Origin of the sequence: Pedobacter sp. SL55, from assembly GCF_026625705.1 — a bacterium.
In the GTDB taxonomy this organism is placed as follows: Bacteria; Bacteroidota; Bacteroidia; order Sphingobacteriales; family Sphingobacteriaceae; genus Pedobacter.
On record NZ_CP113059.1, the window covers coordinates 3,980,684 to 3,996,460 of the forward strand.

18 protein-coding genes are annotated in these 15,777 nt (G+C 38.4%); 12 read left to right on the forward strand and 6 right to left on the reverse strand.

Annotated elements, in window-relative coordinates; genetic code table 11:
• Positions 1-3: 3 nt before the first annotated feature.
• From OVA16_RS17750 to OVA16_RS17780, 7 genes are read left to right on the forward strand one after another with little or no spacing between them, the layout of a single operon-like run.
• Positions 4-573 carry a hypothetical protein gene (locus OVA16_RS17750; protein WP_267762197.1) on the forward strand — a complete coding sequence of 190 codons (570 nt, stop codon included), beginning with the start codon at positions 4-6 and terminating at the stop codon, positions 571-573.
• A 2-nt stretch (positions 574-575) separates the two neighbouring features.
• Positions 576-1,985, forward strand: a complete 1,410-nt coding sequence (locus OVA16_RS17755; RefSeq protein ID WP_267762198.1) for a hypothetical protein — start codon at positions 576-578, stop codon at positions 1,983-1,985.
• The gene (locus tag OVA16_RS17760; protein WP_267762199.1) at positions 1,970-2,116 is read left to right on the forward strand and encodes a hypothetical protein; all 147 of its coding nucleotides are present in this window, start codon (positions 1,970-1,972) and stop codon (positions 2,114-2,116) included. The genes OVA16_RS17755 and OVA16_RS17760 overlap by 16 nt, the downstream gene beginning before the upstream one ends.
• A gap of 3 nt (positions 2,117-2,119) precedes the next feature.
• Positions 2,120-2,689 carry a hypothetical protein gene (locus tag OVA16_RS17765; protein ID WP_267762200.1) on the forward strand — a complete coding sequence of 190 codons (570 nt, stop codon included), beginning with the start codon at positions 2,120-2,122 and terminating at the stop codon, positions 2,687-2,689.
• Between the two features lie 6 nt (positions 2,690-2,695).
• The gene (locus OVA16_RS17770) at positions 2,696-3,241 is read left to right on the forward strand and encodes a hypothetical protein (RefSeq protein WP_267762202.1); all 546 of its coding nucleotides are present in this window, start codon (positions 2,696-2,698) and stop codon (positions 3,239-3,241) included.
• Positions 3,242-3,264: 23 nt separating this feature from the next.
• Positions 3,265-4,707, forward strand: coding sequence for a RagB/SusD family nutrient uptake outer membrane protein (locus OVA16_RS17775; protein WP_267762204.1), 1,443 nt, complete (start codon positions 3,265-3,267; stop codon positions 4,705-4,707).
• Positions 4,708-4,718: 11 nt separating this feature from the next.
• Positions 4,719-6,329 (forward strand): serine hydrolase domain-containing protein, encoded by a 1,611-nt coding sequence (locus tag OVA16_RS17780; RefSeq protein ID WP_267762206.1) that lies wholly within the window; start codon positions 4,719-4,721, stop codon positions 6,327-6,329.
• Between the two features lie 559 nt (positions 6,330-6,888).
• On the opposite strand, the gene OVA16_RS17785 is transcribed toward OVA16_RS17780, so the two are convergent.
• Positions 6,889-7,557 (reverse strand): YceI family protein, encoded by a 669-nt coding sequence (locus OVA16_RS17785; protein WP_267762208.1) that lies wholly within the window; start codon positions 7,555-7,557, stop codon positions 6,889-6,891.
• A 418-nt stretch (positions 7,558-7,975) separates the two neighbouring features.
• Entirely contained in the window at positions 7,976-8,611 is a 636-nt protein-coding gene (locus tag OVA16_RS17790) for an N-acetylmuramoyl-L-alanine amidase (RefSeq protein WP_267762210.1), read from the reverse strand.
• Positions 8,612-8,792: 181 nt separating this feature from the next.
• Between OVA16_RS17790 and OVA16_RS17795 the strand changes: the two genes are divergently transcribed.
• Both OVA16_RS17795 and OVA16_RS17800 read left to right on the forward strand, forming a co-directional pair.
• The gene (locus OVA16_RS17795; RefSeq protein WP_267762212.1) at positions 8,793-9,044 is read left to right on the forward strand and encodes a hypothetical protein; all 252 of its coding nucleotides are present in this window, start codon (positions 8,793-8,795) and stop codon (positions 9,042-9,044) included.
• Complete coding sequence (locus OVA16_RS17800) at positions 9,041-9,868, forward strand: DUF3667 domain-containing protein (RefSeq protein ID WP_267762214.1); 828 nt, start codon at positions 9,041-9,043, stop codon at positions 9,866-9,868. The genes OVA16_RS17795 and OVA16_RS17800 overlap by 4 nt, the downstream gene beginning before the upstream one ends.
• A 175-nt stretch (positions 9,869-10,043) precedes the next feature.
• Here OVA16_RS17800 and OVA16_RS17805 read toward each other — a convergent pair whose 3' ends face one another.
• The 4 genes from OVA16_RS17805 to OVA16_RS20175 form a co-directional block, all read right to left on the reverse strand.
• On the reverse strand, positions 10,044-11,051 hold the full coding sequence (locus tag OVA16_RS17805) for an LLM class flavin-dependent oxidoreductase (RefSeq protein ID WP_267762215.1): 1,008 nt from the start codon (positions 11,049-11,051) through the stop codon (positions 10,044-10,046).
• Positions 11,052-11,061: 10 nt separating this feature from the next.
• Positions 11,062-11,364, reverse strand: coding sequence for an ArsR/SmtB family transcription factor (locus tag OVA16_RS17810; RefSeq protein WP_267762217.1), 303 nt, complete (start codon positions 11,362-11,364; stop codon positions 11,062-11,064).
• Between the two features lie 129 nt (positions 11,365-11,493).
• The gene (locus tag OVA16_RS20170; protein ID WP_324288444.1) at positions 11,494-12,267 is read right to left on the reverse strand and encodes an FMN-binding glutamate synthase family protein; all 774 of its coding nucleotides are present in this window, start codon (positions 12,265-12,267) and stop codon (positions 11,494-11,496) included.
• A gap of 4 nt (positions 12,268-12,271) precedes the next feature.
• Positions 12,272-13,135, reverse strand: coding sequence for an FMN-binding glutamate synthase family protein (locus OVA16_RS20175; protein WP_324288445.1), 864 nt, complete (start codon positions 13,133-13,135; stop codon positions 12,272-12,274).
• A 153-nt stretch (positions 13,136-13,288) separates the two neighbouring features.
• Between OVA16_RS20175 and OVA16_RS17820 the strand changes: the two genes are divergently transcribed.
• The 3 genes from OVA16_RS17820 to OVA16_RS17830 all read left to right on the forward strand — a co-directional run bounded on the left by OVA16_RS17820 (position 13,289) and on the right by OVA16_RS17830 (position 15,700).
• Positions 13,289-13,909 (forward strand): L-threonylcarbamoyladenylate synthase, encoded by a 621-nt coding sequence (locus tag OVA16_RS17820; RefSeq protein WP_267762218.1) that lies wholly within the window; start codon positions 13,289-13,291, stop codon positions 13,907-13,909.
• Between the two features lie 79 nt (positions 13,910-13,988).
• Positions 13,989-15,161: a Na+/H+ antiporter NhaA gene (nhaA, locus tag OVA16_RS17825; protein WP_267762219.1), complete on the forward strand. Its 1,173-nt coding sequence runs from the start codon at positions 13,989-13,991 to the stop codon at positions 15,159-15,161.
• Positions 15,158-15,700, forward strand: coding sequence for a GNAT family N-acetyltransferase (locus tag OVA16_RS17830; protein ID WP_267762220.1), 543 nt, complete (start codon positions 15,158-15,160; stop codon positions 15,698-15,700). The genes nhaA and OVA16_RS17830 overlap by 4 nt, the downstream gene beginning before the upstream one ends.
• The last annotated feature ends 77 nt before the right edge of the window (positions 15,701-15,777 follow it).

The following is a 15,777-nucleotide window of genomic DNA, read 5'->3' on the forward strand; positions in this document are numbered from 1 at the left end:
GAGATGAAAAGAGCTTTTAATTATATCATGATCTTAGTTACATTGCTTTCATTTGGCTGCACTAAGAACGAAAACAAGCCGTGTTGCGAAGACATCCCACTATATTACCAAATGGGTGCTGTACCTAAAATGTACAACAAAATGGCCGTTACCCCAGAAACACAGCAAGCCATGTCTACAGAATTTAAAACAAAATGGGACAAAGCAGTGGCTGATCTAGAATTGATAGGTGGGAGAAGATTAAGAAGTTTTGACCTTAATTTTATTAGCGACAACCAACTTACCATTACCTACAGCTATACCCTTACTACTGGTGGACTTGCAAGAGCCGTGGTTTATTATAATTACGTGGTAGATAATAGAGGTTATCTTCAAATTTCTTATGCCAGCAGAGATGCAAACGGAAGGGTAATTGCACCCGGCATCTTCCCTATTCAAGAAGATTATCTAGAAAGGTACAAATTCCGAATAGATTGGATTGAAGATAAAATACCTGGTTCTACAGGCAAAACCGCTGCATATTATAAAGACGGCGATGCAACATCTTATTTCTACGGTTCAATAATAAATTAAACATGAAAAAGATTTTAACCAACATCATTATATTGCTACTACTATTAGGTACTAGTTGTAAAAAGGAAGTGAAGACCGAATTAGAAATGGTACCCTTGGCACCACAAATGGGTGCATTACCCTTTAAATATACGTCGATTAATGTAACGCCCGCCAAGGCTACAAAGGCGGCATCTGCCGATTTCCAACAACGCTGGAATACTGCAAAATCCGAGCTATCCAAAATAGGTGGTCGCTCTTTGGAGCGTTTTTTCATCAAATATGTAGACGAAACTACGCTATCCATCACTTTTTATTACCTCACTACCGGAGGCGACCTTACCGCAGCTACCTTCAAATACAACTATACCCTTAATGCAGAAAGGGCATTTAAACTTGCGCTTATTGGTAGCGATGAAAATGCCAAGACCATTAAAAATTCGTTGTCCTCTTTAACTACCGACTATCTAGAAAAGTATGAATTTAAACCTACTTGGATAGAAGATAAAATCAAAGGCTCTTACGAACTATTAGGAGCTTTCTATCGTACAGACGATACTGCATCGTATTTCTACGGCTTAGTGGGGGTATTAGACCAAGCAAACGATACCAGTGACGATGCTCCGCTATATACCCAGATCGGTGTATCAAAGAAATTTCAGAGCATAGAGATCACCCCAGAAACTACCTTAGATCTTCAATCTTCGGATTTTAAAGCGAGATGGCTATTAGCGAAAGAAAGACTATTACTTAACGGCGGCAGACAACTTAAAAGCTATGCCATCAATATCATTTCGGGCACCCAGCTTACTATTGTAGTCACTTACCTTACCAGCGCCGGGGCTACCGTTTCGGGTACGTTTACCTACAATTACCAGTTCTCCGATAGAGGCTACCTTACCTTGAGCCTGTTTTCCAAAAATGCCAATGCCAATGCTATCGAACCTTCTTTAGTAAGCGTTTTAGATGAATATATCCATGCACATCCTTTTAGGATAGATTGGTTTGATAATGTGATACCAGGCTCTAAAGGCAACATCGCGGTACTTTACAATAACAACGATCCAACTTCTTATTTCTACGGAAACCTAATTGCCATACCTTTATATACAGAAATAGGTTTTGGCAAAAAGTATACTACGTTAACCGTACTCCCTGAAACCGATAATGCCGCCCTTTCTTCAGATTTTCTTACCCGTTGGAATTTGGCAAAAAATACACTTTACAACAACGGTGGAAGTAGGCAATTAAGAAGCTTTGCCATGAGATTTACCAGCGCAAGCCAACTTACCTTAACCTTTACCTATCTTACTTCTACGGGTTCCAATACTACGGGTGTGTTCAATTATACCTATACGATAAGTAATCAGGGGTTACTTAAATTAACCTTTGTGATACTAACGCCAATGGTGGTGCTTTGGCTCCTCATATAGGCAGCATTACCACCGATTACTTGAACAATTACCAGTTTAGTGTAGATTGGTTTAGGGGATCTTCTACACAGGCAGCTTATACCGTTGCAAATGACCCAACTTCTTATTTTTATGGCACTTTAAGTAATTAAACGATGAAAATTAAATTAAACATCCTTCTCCTAGTTACTTGTTGTTGGTTATTTACAGCTTGTAAGAAAAAACAAGAAACTGAGCCAGAAGACAACTCCCCAGTTGCACAACAAATGGGATTTAACAAAAAGTATACAAGCTTAACGGTAACGCCGCTAAGTGCAACCGAGTCAGCTTCACAAGATTTCCTCAATCGTTGGTATACAGCAAGAAGTAACACTTATACCAATGCAGCAGGTAGGCAAATAGATAGCTTTGTAATTCGTTTCATTAGCGAAAACCAGCTTACAATGACTTTATCTTACCGTTTTGATACAGGTATAGCAACGGCATTATTCACTTATGATTATGTGAGAGATGCCGATGGCAACATCACAATGTCTTTATCGGCAACCAATACCAATGCCGATACCTTGGCACCTTACCTCACAACGTTAACCACAGACTATCTTTCTAAATACAAGTTTAAGATAGATTGGATAACAGACAAACTCCCCAATTCAAAGCCCCTCATTGCGGCATTTTACCGCACCGACAATGTGGATTCTTATTTCTATGGTACTATTAATTAAACAAGCATGAAGATCAACTATTTTTATATCATTTTATCAGCATTCATCATTGGCTTCAATTCTTGTTCGAGTGTTAAAACAAGTATGGTAGATCAATTTGGACCGAACAAGAGTTACTCTTCTATTACTTTAGAGGGAAGCGAGCTTAATGGTTTTTCTACCGACGTTGCGCCCAAATGGGTGGCCGCAGAAAAAGAAGTTTTTAAAACCGGCAGCCGAAAATTGAACAGACTGGTTATAAAATTTACCAAACCAGACGAATTGGATCTCATTTTCATTTACTCGCCACCAACGGGTGGAAACGCAACGGCCACTTTTACCTATACCTTTACCAAAGACGAGAAAGGAAATATCAGTTTAAGCTTGGCCAATAAAAATGCCAATGCCAAATTGCTCTCTGCAGCTGTTAGCGGCCTAACGGTAGATTATTTTGAGAAATATAAATTTAAACTTGATTGGGCTACCAAGATTGTACCTGGCTCGTACGGAACTTTAGCAGGTTTGTTTAATGCCGAAAATCCGACTTCGTATGTCTATGGTAAAATCAATTAACAGCTAAATTTAACCTATTGTACATGAAAACTTCATTCAACATAGCTAGACTTAAATTCGCATTAGTAGCCACTATCTTTTTGGCTTCCTGTTCTAAAAACTTTTTAGAAATCGACCCAAAACAAGACACCAATGCCAACATAGCTGTAGTAGATCTTCCTACCATGAAGGCCGCCCTTAACGGGATCTACAGCCAACTGCAAAGCGAAGATTACTACGGAAGAACATTTATTGTGGCTCCAGAATTGCTTTCCAATAATGGCATGCTTAGCGTGATCAACTCGGCACGCTATACCAACATTAACCTAAATACTGTGGTTTCTACCGATACGCATATTACCGGGCTTTGGAACGTACTTTACTGTACGGCCATTAACGCAAACCTTTTGATTTCGAATGGAGAGCAGCTTAGCTTCTCTGGGGCAAACCTCACAACAAGCCGCCAGTATTTGGGCGAGGCTTATGCTTTAAGGGCCTTGGCCTATTTTGATTTGGTTAGGGCTTTTGCGCAACCTTATGATCAAACTGCAGATGCATCGCATTTAGGCGTTCCGTTAGTATTAGAAAGTGGCATTTCAAAAGAAGACATTGCCAAACCAGCCCGAAACACCGTGGCCGAAGTATACAAAAGTATCATCGATGATTTAGAAAAGGCAATTATGCTATTTGCGTCTCAAAGTCCGCAAAGTCCGTCATATTTGGGTTTAAATGGCGCCAAGGCCTTACTATCAAGAGTATATCTTTACCAAGGCGACTGGCCTAATGCAGAGCGATTGGCTACTGAAGTGATTGGCAGTGGAAAGTATCAATTACTGAGCAACACCAGCTTATTGAGCAACTTTAAAGTAAAAGCCAACCCAGAAGTGATTTTTGAAGTAGCCAACAATACTGCAGATAACGCCGGAACAGGGTCTTTAGCCTATTTCTGTATGCAAGCTGGTTACGGCGATATGATTGGTACCGAAGATTTGTATAACAACTACAGCGCAACTGATGTAAGAAGAGCTTTTGTAACCAAAGCAAAAAGAGATCGCGTAGGTGGCGAGAACCCAGCTTACGTGATTAGTAAATACACCGAAATTAGCACCTACGAAGAAAATATCAAAGTAATTAGGTTAGCGGAAGTTTACCTCATTAGAGCCGAAGCAAGAGCTAGGCAAATTGGAAAAGAGAGCTTAGCGCAAGACGATCTATTTTTGGTTGCTTCTAGGGGCGATATAAATGCCATTAGGTCTACTTCGTCAGGCACCTTATTGATCAACGAAATTTTGAAAGAAAGAAGAAAGGAATTAGCTTTCGAAGGTCATCAGCTTTTTGACCTGAACAGAACACGTACCAACTGGACCAAATTCCGTTCTAATGATGGCACCACAGCATATACAGCCCGCTCTAACAGAACAATTTTCCCTATTCCAAGACGCGAGACCAGTCTTAACCCAAACATCAGACAAAATACTGGATACTAAATCAATAAACCATGCCAAACACTTTAAAATCATATTTCATTGCTGCATTATTTATTGTCTATTTACCCATTGCAGCTTCGGCACAAACGGCTACCGAGCTAAAAGAACTGGATAACATTTTTCAAAATTTCAATAGCGGTTCGCGTGCCCCTGGTGGAGTAATTACCGTTGGCAAAAATGGCAATGTCTTTTTTAACAAAGCTGCTGGATCTGCTGATTTAGAACACGAAATTGCTAATACACCCGAAACCAGGTTCGAGGCTGGATCTGTTTCTAAGCAATTTACATCTACTGCGGTATTATTGCTCATTGAATCTAACAAGGTAGGTTTAGAAGATGAGGTAAGAAAATACATTCCAGAGTTACCAGACTACGGTAAGCCACTTTTGGTTAAACACCTCTTGCTCCACACCAGCGGTTTAAAAGATTGGGGCTCTATTTACGCCATCACAGGATGGCCAAGAGGCACCAAAGCATATACACAAGACGATGCAAGGGCAATGATCTTTAAACAAAAGACCTTGAATTTTTTGCCAGGGGAAGCCTATTCCTACAGCAATTCTAACTTTACCTTATTGGCAACGTTGGTAGAAAAAGTGAGTGGCATGTCATTCAACGAATTTACCAAGCAAAACATCTTTATTCCTATCGGGATGAATGATACCCAGTGGCGTGATAACTTTAGGGCAATCGTTAAAAATAGAGCCATAGGTTACCAAGCCAGCGGCAAAGATTATCTACAGGATATGCCCTTCGAAAATACACATGGCCATGGCGGATTAATCACTACAACCACAGATATGCAGAAGTGGTTAAACTACTGGAACGAAAACAAGTTCGGCAAGAAACTGACTGAACTGCGCAATACCCAAGGTATCCTTAACAATGGACAACAGATTGAATATGCCCTAGGTGGTGTTTTTGTAAAAAAATTTAATGGCCTCACAGAAATATCACATAGTGGCCTTACTGCCGGTTACAGGGGATGGATGGCTTGGTATCCGGAAAAAGGCATTACCGTTACCTGCTTAAGCAATGGCGCCACACTACCATCTAGCCAAATCAAAGATGTTTTTTTGGGAAAAGAGGCTAGCAAAACAGGAAAGAGAGGCTCAGCGCTACCACAAAACTTAATAGACCAACTACCCGGTCTTTACAAGAGTGTTAGGGGCTACAGCACCTTAGAAATAGTAAAAAAAGAAAACAGGATCTTTATGAAAACTGGCGCAGAGGTACTTGCGCTAAACGGCGATACCCTTACTACCGGATCAAGGAAAATATATCCTGAAAGAGATGCCAGAAAGTTTCTTTCTATCATTGGTACCGATACACTAAGCTTTGTTAAGATAGAGCGGAAAGATCTTAACGCTGCAGAACTAAACAAATACATCGGTAATTACTACAGCCGCGAATGTGACACCAAAATAGAAGGGGTTCTAAAAGGCCAACAGCTTTTTGCCCTGCGTAATGCGGAACCTCCAATTAAACTTCAGCCAGTATACAATGGCGTTTTCAATATGGCGGGCATATTACTCGACTTCAATTCCCCAACAAATAACAGCGGTTTTAGTGCTAATGTAGATCGGGCGCAACAGGTTATTTTTGATAAAACCAAACCTTAAGAAGTTACGTGTTTTAAATGGTCATTTTTTTTCCAGCTTCTGCGGAAGCTGGAAAAAGCCCTTGGTTGCTAATAATTGTAAATGATCTAACTTTTGGCATACAACTATTAATAGTTTAAACACTATGTAATTGGCACAATATTTAATCAAAAAACAATCACTCATGCCAATCCAAGTCAGCAGCCCATTGCCAATAAAATTACAAATCAAAATAAGTTAAAGTCCGAAGAGTCTACTCCAATTATCGGAGACTGGTACTATGATAGAAATATGGATGGAGATAATTATTAAATCGCAAAGCGTTAACATTATTTCATTTCGATCGTAAAGTAAATAAGATTCCGAATATCTCTAATTCCAAATCCTTAAATACAAATTCCAGATTGCAAATATACAATAGCATAATGTTGCTTGTCATATATGCCTATGTTAATCCATCTACAAAGGTAGCAACTCCATTTTTAGCCATAATAATGGCTTGCAACTTAACCGCTTATTAGCACAAAATACAAACAGCCCGGTAATGTTTTACCGGGCTGTTTCGTTATCATCACTATGATTAATTCTTTTTTGCGTTAAGGTTTAGGCCAATCTCTACATCTTTAGAAATCATCCAGTTTTCGGCACTACCTTCTGTTTTATAATTAATGCCCCAAGCGCTTCTGTCTATTACAAATTTTGCCGATGCAGTAACCACGTCTGAAGTAACCTGAACTTTAGCAGGAAAAGTTACATTTAAGGTTTTATCTTTAAGTGTTAAATTTCCACTGATCAGGTAATTTGGATCAGCAATTAAGCTAGCTTCCGCTGTTGCGGTATAAGGTTCTACTTTGGTAATTACAAATTTTGCGGTTGGCGCTTTAGCTACATCAAAGAAATCTGCACTTTTTAAATGGCCTTCCAAATCGGTTGCTTTTTTACCTTCTTCTGTTACCGATGCTGGATCTACCTTAAGTGAAGCCATATTTACAATAAACTCGCCACCGCTTATCGAATCGTTTTGCACTGATATAGAGCCTAAGTTTACACCAATTTTACCCCAACGCGGTGCCAAACCGCCTTTATGTGCGCCCTTCCAGTCTACTGTAGTCGTCAACGTGTCAATCAAATAAGTTTGCCCTGTTTGCTCGGCAGCAGTTTGTTCTGTTGTTGTTGCTGCTGTATTGCTAGAGCCACCGCAAGAGGCCAGTAAAACAAGCGCCGGAAGCGCAAAAAGTAGTTTTCTCATGTTTATTTTTTTAATGATTAAGTTAATTCAATTTATTAATTAATGACGCAAAGCTAAATCTATTTTAACCATACACTCTTGATCTATGTTAATAATTTTAAAAAACATAAAATTTTATTTAAACTGGCTACCAACGAGTTAAAATTAATACTAAAAAAAAATAACTAGACAACACTCAAAATCAAATTTAATTTATACATTTGTCTCGAGAGCGTTAATTTAGATGATGGGGATAGGACTTCGGGACTATCTCCATTTCTTTTTTATACCAGTTAAATTGCATCTTTTCTTATTTGCAAATCCATCATCATCGTTTTTAAATGCGATTTGCTGGTTTTGCATATTTCAACAAACCTACTAGCCACAACTTACAAATTGATTACGACATCATTTTTATGTGGTTTTGTAAATCTAACAACTAGCTTCTCTTTTTAACCAGTTTACTTACCTTTTTTACAATATATCCGTTTGTAAAATAGCTGTAAATATCATCACCGGGACAAGTAGTTTGGGTGCTATGGTCGCGGTGGGTAGAAATTTCTTTCGGAGATATATTGTATTTAATGCATTGATCTGCGAATAAACGCACCAACACCTCTAACAAATGATCATCTAGCTTTTGTTGGTTATAGTTACCTAAGAAACAAACTAGCAAGTGTCCTGTAGGGTCGTACTCGGTATTGGTTTCGCCAACAGTTAGCGGGTTTCTACCTTCTAAAACTGTTCCATCTGGCGCTATCAATAAATGATAAGGCACATCGGCCCATTTACGATCGGGCCCCATTCCCCAAGTTTGGATATTCTTTAATCGTTGGCGGGCATCATCATTTTTAGTCAACAACTTACCACCCTCATGATGCACCGTAATTTTAACAGGTACATGTTGTTTGTAAGGCCTTCCCAGCACACCTTTCCACTCGCTTTTGGGCAAAATCTTAACGGTATCAATATTTTTTCTATTGTTAGATTGAGCTATACTCTGTTTAGGAATAAACACTATAAAGAGACCTATAAAAAGCAACAATAAAGTAAATTGGATTTTAGATTTTAGCATAACTCAAAATAAATAATGACTAATTTAACTGATATTTTATCGATGTAATGTTGTATATCATAAAAATTTCGATCCGCACTATAATTCTTAACATCTTGGCTTTGATCTTTTGTAGCAATTCTAATTAGTTTATATTTGTACAAACTAACATTCATTTATAATTTTCGCACTTTAAACCTAAATGGCCAACAATAACAGTTTAGCAGCACTAAGTACAGAAAAACTTACCAAAAGAAGAGATTTAATTAAAAGCGTATTGATTTCTTTTAGCATAATGTGGCTTTTATTACTATGCTTAGCTACCTACTTATTAGTTACTAAATCTACAGCAAAATTATTCATGCCTTTGGCAGCATTCCCTATTACGTTATTGCCTTTGTTTTTACAACTGAAGCCTTTAAACACAGAATTGAAAAACCGCGAACAGAAATGAGCGAATTGACGAACAGTAAAATAGAGCAGCCGTGTCTAAACTGCGATTATACCATTGATGAGAATTTTTGCCGTCATTGCGGTCAGAAAAGATTTAAACGTATAGATAAGAAGTACGTTATAGACGAGATACAATACTTACTTATCCATACCAATAAAGGGTTTCTTTACACCATTAAGAAATTGGTTAAAAACCCAGGAAAGACCGCTAGAGAGTTTATTGATGGCAACAGGGTAAATCACTATAAGCCACTTTTATTAATGTTTGTATTAAGTGGTATTTCTGCATTTGTTTCATACAAGATTGTTGGTTTAAATAAAATAGCTGAAGAGTTTTACACCAAACAAGAGGTAAATTCTCAGTTTATGAACGATGTAAGTTCATTTACTGCAAGCTATAATTCATTATTGATGTTGTTATTAGTGCCTATTTTTGCTTTCTGCTCTTGGCTATCTTTCAAGAAATGGGGCAATAACTATTATGAACATGTGGTTATGAACTCCTATGTTCTATCGCTACAAAATATTATTGCCATCATTGTTGTATCACCAATACTCTTCGCATTTAGGCATCATCCTGATGATTTTGTAGTTGCATTAAGCTTTTCTCCGCTTATTACTTCAATTATACTTATTTGGTTTTTCAAAGATTTTTACCCTAATAAACCATTTAAATCTGTGTTATTAAGAGTGCTAGGTACTTTAGCGCTAGTTGTCGCTATTTACATTATTCTTATGATTTTAATTACTATTGCTGGTGTGGTTTATGCTATGATTAAAGGACCTGAGCAATTAAAATATTTCTTGCCGCCAAATAAAATTTAACTTATTTAGAATGGCCTCTTTGATCTGAGGCAAATAGTTTAAAGTTCGCTTCATTAGGGTTGGGTTGGTTGAAGATTCAATGAGCCTAACCCTATGAAATATCCAGAAAATCCGTCAACTGTAGCCAATTCGATGTTATCTAAAAAAAGACCATACTTCTATGGCATTGGATATTTTATCCTTTCAAAGCCTCCGCCACCAATTCATAAGACCTTAATCTAGCCTGATGATCGTAGATATGTGAGGTTACCATTAACTCATCTACTTTAGTGTGGTTTAAGAAAGATTGAAGTTGTTCCTTTAGCTTATCTGGGCCAGCAATAAAAGTAAAATCTAACATTTGCTCTACAGCGGCCTCTTCCATATCAGACCATACGCCTTCCATACTATCTATTGGCGGCTGCAACAATCTACGCTGATTGGTTACAATACCCGAAAACAAGATTTTTAACGAGGTTGATAATCGCTCTGCTTCTGCATCTGTATCTGCCGCTACCACATTTACACAAGAAAGCACATAGGGTTCTTTTAACACGTTAGACGGGCGGAAGTTTTTTCTGTAAATCTCAATAGCCTCAAAGAAATAATTAGGTGCAAAATGACTGGCAAAAGCATAAGGCAAGCCATAAGATGCTGCTAAATGTGCACTTTCGGTACTCGATCCCAAAATCCAAATGGGCACATTGGTTCCTTCGCCCGGTATCGCTCTTACTTTGTTATCATAGTTATCATCGCCAAGATATTGTTGTAGTTTGCGTACATCTTGCGGAAAATGCTGTGGCGAGTGGAAACGCTCTCCCCTAATTTCGTAGGCAGTCAGTTGGTCGGTACCAGGCGCTCTACCCAAGCCTAAATCAATTCTATTAGGATATAAAGTAGCTAACGTACCAAACTGCTCGGCAATAATTAACGGGGTATGGTTTGGCAACATAATACCTCCAGAACCTACACGAATAGCATTGGTATGCCCCGCAATGTGACCAATTAGTGCTGAAGTAGCCGAACTAGCCACGCTAATCATATTATGGTGCTCAGCCAACCAATAACGATTGTAACCTAATTTTTCTGCGTGTTGCGCTAAGGAAACGCTGTTTTTAAAAGCATCAGCAATATCGTATCCGTGTCTAACGCCCGCCAAATCTAGTACCGAATAAGGTACGCTTGATGATTTATTTTCACTCATAGTCTTCTAATTATAAAGTAAAGATCAAGTTTCCCAATGCGGCAATAGTTTCTTCCTTGCGCTTGTAGTAAGTCCACTGCCCTACGCGAGTGGCAGATACTAGGCCTACCCGATGCAGTACCGCCAAATACTCGGAAATGGTAGATTGCGTTAAGCCCGATTTTTTTTGAATATGGCCTACACAAACGCCTACATCGGCATCGCCACAGGCTGGCACATAATCTACAAAGTGCTCTTCTGGCGATTTAAGCCAGATTAATATCTGCAACCTATTCTTATTCCCTAAGGCTTTAAAAACCTCTACTTGATCCATAGCGCAAAGATATATCGGAATTTTCCGATATATCAATATTTAAGGTAGAGATGACATGAATGTGAAAAATTGACTAGAAATAATCAATAAAAAAGGCTGTCTTTAAGAAAACAGCCTTGAAAGAATTATTTATTCGTGATAAGGATTGGCATTTTGGTAATCTACTTCGGTTACCATGTAATCTGTAGGCAAAAAGCTATCTGGTGTGCTTAACGCCATGCCCAGCTCGAAACGAGAAGGATAAGGGGTTTTCAATAAGGCTCCTGCGGGCACATAAGGATAAGTTTCTCGATAGTTCTGTATCACATTTGCGCTTACCCTTCTATTGATATAAGCTCTAGTAAGCTGACTAAACTCTTTCAGTCCGGCGGCCCCCAGCAGTTCTACCGCACTTGCTACAGTTTGGTTATGAAAGTTTTTTACTCTTACTTTTTTGTCTTCGACCACCAAGCCTTTCATTAAACTTGGGTCTTGCGTAGCCACGCCAGTTGGACAGGTGTTACTGTTACATTCTAAAGCCTGTATGCAACCTAAGGCAAACATCATTCCTCTGGCGGCACTACACATATCAGCACCTAAGGCAATGTTTTTAACAATATCAAAACCGGTAGAAACTTTTCCAGAGGCGATAATTTTGATGTGCTTTTTCAAATCAAAACCTAGCAAAACATCGTAAACAAAGGCTACTCCATCTCTTAATGGCATACCTACCGAGTTAGAAAATTCTTGCGGAGCAGCTCCTGTACCACCCTCTCCTCCATCAATAGTAATAAAATCTGGGTAAATATTGGTTGCTATCATCGCTTTGCAGATGGCAAAAAATTCACTTTTTCTGCCAATACAAAGCTTAAAACCCACCGGCTTTCCATCAGAGAGGTCTCTTAATTTTTTTACAAAATGCATTAACTCAACAGGTGTAGAAAAAGCAGAATGTGCTTAGGGGCGATAATACGTCTTTACCTTCGGGCACCAAGCGTATACGAGCAACTTCTGGAGTTACCTTTTTGCCTGGCAACATACCACCGTGACCTGGTTTTGCTCCTTGCGAAAGTTTGATTTCAATCATCTTAACTTGATCGGTTCTTGCCCTTTCGCCAAAGGCTTCGCCGTTAAAGGTCCCGTCCATATTTCTACAGCCGAAATATCCTGTACCAATTTGCCAGATTAAATCGCCGCCCATTTCGCGGTGGTAATCGCTAATTCCACCCTCTCCCGTATTGTGTGCAAACTCGCCTAATTTAGCGCCGCCGTTAAGCGCTAATACTGCGTTTTGACTTAAAGAGCCAAAACTCATGGCAGATATATTATAAATACTGGCAGAATAGGGCTGCTTACAATCTGGGCCACCTACTAAAATTCTAGGTTTCAAGTTTAAATCATCATGTCCAATAGCCATAATGCTATGACTTAACCATTCGTACCCGTTTTCGTACACATTTAACTGCGTACCAAAAGGTATCGTATCTAACTCTTTTTTAGCCCTTTGGTAAATTAACGAACGATTTAAACGATTATATGGCGTACCGTTGGTATCACTTTCTACAAAGTATTGATACACTTTCGGACGCATATCCTCCATAAAATACCTCAACCTCCCTACAACCGGAAAGTTTCTAACAATACTATGTTTCGGCTGGATCATATCGTAAATACCCAACAAAACTATTGGCCCTGTAAAAATAAAAGTCCACCATAAAAAGGGATGATAAAACCCCAACATTACCGTAAATGCAACCAAAAAAAGCGCAATTGCTACAAATGCTTTTCTCATATTCTAAATTAAGGTTTAAGGCGTAAGCTATGAAGACGATTAATCTTTTAGCTGTAAACTGCCAACTAAAAACTGTAAACTCAATTACTGCTAATGTAGCAATATAAAGGTCGATACTGAAACAAGTACGGCATGATTTTGTTATTTTTACAAATGCTTATTAAAATATACCCAGAAAACCCAAACCCAAAAGCCATTGAGCAGGCCGCAGAAGTGCTTAAAAAAGGTGGAATTATCATTTATCCCACCGACACCGTCTATGGATTAGGCTGTGACATTACCAACCACAGAGCTATAGAAAAGATTTGCAAAATACGCGGCATTAAACCCGAAAAAGCTAATTTTTCCTTCATCTGCTCTGATTTGAGGCACATTTCGGATTATATTAAACCGATAGACACCACTGTTTTTAGAGTTTTAAAAAAGGCTTTACCAGGGCCATTTACTTTCATTTTTAACGCAAACAACAACGTACCCAAATTACTTAGTTCTAATAAAAAAACCGTTGGTATACGTGTGCCAGATAATAATATTGCTAGAGAAATTGTAGCGGCGCTAGGTAATCCTATTATTTCTACCTCTATTAAAGATGATGACGAAGTGATTGAATACTCTACCGACCCAGAATTGATACACGAAAAGTATGAGGACTTAGTAGATCTAGTGATTGATGGCGGTTATGGCGACAACGAAGCTTCTACAGTTATTGATTGTACCAATGGAGATTTTGAAGTGATACGGGAAGGTAAAGGCGATATTGAAGCCTATTTGTAGGCTTTTAATTTTAGCATAAAAACCTAAATTTTGGCGTTTTCGCTTCCCATAACGTCCTAAAAATGGTATTTTCGCAACAATGAAAAGAATAAACACAAGTGTTTTCAAGCAGTTTTTTAACTCAAAAAAGCTTGGCGGAATTTTATTGTTGATTTGCGTAGTCTTATCTTTGTTCATCGCCAACTCTGGTTACGGAGAAAGTTTTTCGAATTTTTTGGCTACAACCAAAGGTTTTAACGTCGGGCCTTTTCATTTAAATTATACCATTTCTGTTTGGATTAACGATGGTTTAATGGCAATATTTTTCCTCTTAGTTGGCTTAGAAATTAAACGAGAACTGATAGAAGGAGAACTATCTTCTGCCAAAAAAGCAACACTGCCTGTAATGGCGGCAATTGGCGGTATGATGATACCCGCATTTATCTACTTTATCTTTAACAAAAACGAGCCTACAGCTAGTGGCTGGGGCATACCTATGGCAACTGACATTGCCTTTGCCTTGGCAATTTTAGCTTTACTGGGCAAAAATGTACCTAGCTCGTTAAAAATATTCTTAGCTGCTTTAGCCATTGTAGACGACCTAGGTGCCATTTTGGTCATCGCTATATTTTACACCGATCAAATTCATTGGCAAGAAATGTTAATTGCCTGCGGGATATTCGCATTCTTATTAGCGCTTAACTACTTTAAGGTTAAATCGCTTTGGTTTTATTTAATTCCAGGTATTTTTTTGTGGTATTTTGTACACCACTCGGGTATACATGCCACTATAGCGGGGGTTTTGTTGGCCTTTACTATCCCAACCAATGAAACCGATGAACTTTCGCCATTAGAAAAGTTAGAACATTTTCTTACCAAGCCGGTAGCTTTGCTAATTATGCCAATTTTTGCACTAGCCAATACCAATATTACTTTTGTTGAGGGAATGGTTGAAGGCTTAATTTCGCCTTTGGGTCTAGGTATCATATTTGGCTTATTTATAGGAAAAACAATAGGCATTACGCTACTCTCTTTTATTGCTGTAAAAATGAAATGGGCCAAACTACCTACTGCGGCCAATTGGAAGCATATTGTAGGTATGGGTATGCTGGCTGGTATTGGTTTTACCATGTCGATATTTATCTCCATGCTATCTTTTAGTGATGCCTTACATATCATCGAAGCAAAGTTTTCAATCTTGTGTGCCTCAGTTTTTTCTGGCACAGTTGGATTTATTTTTTTAAAATCGTTAAGTAAAAAGAAAGCCGAATGATGGGTTTTATGATTGAAACCGAACGCTGCTACATTAGACCCTTAAATGCCAGTGATGCAGCAGGTATATTTGAGCTAGATAGCAACCCGAACGTGCACAAATATTTGGGTAATACACCTATTAAAACTTTAACAGAAGCTGAAAATGTAATTGGACTAATTACACAGCAATACAAAGATTTAGGCATTGGCCGATGGGCAATTATAGAAAAAAGCACTGGCAACTTTGTAGGTTGGACTGGCTTTAAATACATTATAGAACCCATTAACAATCATGTAAATTACTACGATTTGGGCTACCGCTTAATAGAAGGCTATTGGGACAAAGGAATTGCTACCGAAACAGCCAAAGCTTGCTTAAGATATGGTTTCGAGGTATTAAAATTTAATGAAGTTTACGGCATTTGCGATGTAGAGAACACTAGTTCTAAAAATGTTTTACAAAAATGTGGGTTGCAATTGATTGAAACTTTTGATTATGATGGAGTTTCGCACTATTGGATGAAAATTAAGTTAGAGGACTGGAAAAATCTGAAATAAGACAAAATCAACTTGTCATTCCGAGACACGGGGAATCTATTATAATATTTATTGATTCTTCGTTAGCCTCAGAATGA